Here is a 1,288-nt window from a genome sequence, read left to right on the forward strand (position 1 = left end):
TCGTTCAACAAGGGCAAGCGTGATTCGGAGTTCAAGCTGGAATCGAAGACCCGCGAGCTGGGCAACAACACAGCTTTCATAGATGCCATGACGGAGGACTGGAACCGCTTCCTCTCTGTGGTGCAGACCGACAAGGAGGGCAATCACCTTAATATAATAAAGGTGGACGGAGTGGATTCCGCCGATGAGAAGGTCATCGGAAAGCGTTTGCAGGAGATAGCCAAGAATGCCACGACCGGAGGGTTGTACACGCAGGTTGGAGAGTTTTACGGTTTCCCGATAAAGGTGGTCAGCGAAAGGATACTCAAAGAGGGATTGGAGTTTACCGACAACCGCTTCGTGGTCGAGGGGAACTACAAGTACACCTACAACAACGGGCATCTGGCGATGGCTGACCCGTTGGCCGCCGCCCGCAACTTCCTCAACGCGATTGAGAGAATCCCCTCCATCATCGACCAGTATAAAGCGAAGAATGAGGTCTTGGAACGTGAGATACCGCAGTTGCAGGAGATAGCAGGCAAGGTGTGGAAGAAGGAGGAAGAACTGAAACAGTTGAAGTCCGAACTTGCCGCCCTTGACCGCAAGATACAGCTGGAACTTGCGCCGCCTACACCCGAAATCACCGAAAAGGAGCATGAAGGGCAACAGGTCAAACCGGAAGCGAAAGGTGTGCGAAACGGTATCAGGCAATATCCCGAAGATACATCACCGCAAATACGCAATCCATCGGAAAGTATTATCGCCAATCACACCATAACTGGGCATCCGGGGCTGTATGCCAAGGAGGAAACCCGGTCCAAAGGATTGAAAATATAACCTAAGGAATTTTATCTGAAGTATTAATAAGGGCTATCCCAAAAGGTCTAAAAGTAAATTTTATCCTTTCTGCAAGTATCTGTAGGATGGCAACTGCATTTTTTTTCTTTTTGGGCAGCCCTTATTAAAATTTATTCTTATTTTAGGTTATATACATTCATGTCCATTTATGTAAAAAATCCTGCTGACCTTGTTTATGTCTTGTCAGTCACCATTTGCAAAACCATATTTGACCCTCAAAGAGGCTGAATTTGATAAGTAACTTGCTACATACTCATAATAAGGAGCTAAATAGAACACGAATGGGAAATACTCAAATGCCAAACTAAAGAAGATATTGGCCAAAATAAACGTTATACCGAGAGAGAAACTTGATTTTTTTCAACTTCCTAAAACGTTGTTGTTCAAACATTTCTACTTATTTGTACTTACCAGTTGAACCTACGCTTCCCTAATAAAATGTCTATGGTAA

The 1,288-nt window shown here is 44.8% G+C and carries 1 pseudogene; it reads left to right on the forward strand.

From position 1 onward, the window contains the following. Nucleotides 1-816 (forward strand): annotated as a pseudogene (locus DWX33_RS13585) (helicase); the annotation flags it as partial. Between the last annotated feature and the right edge of the window lie 472 nt (nt 817-1,288).

Origin of the sequence: Parabacteroides sp. AF19-14 (genome assembly GCF_003635485.1) — a bacterium.
GTDB classification, from domain to species: Bacteria; Bacteroidota; Bacteroidia; order Bacteroidales; family Tannerellaceae; genus Parabacteroides; species Parabacteroides distasonis.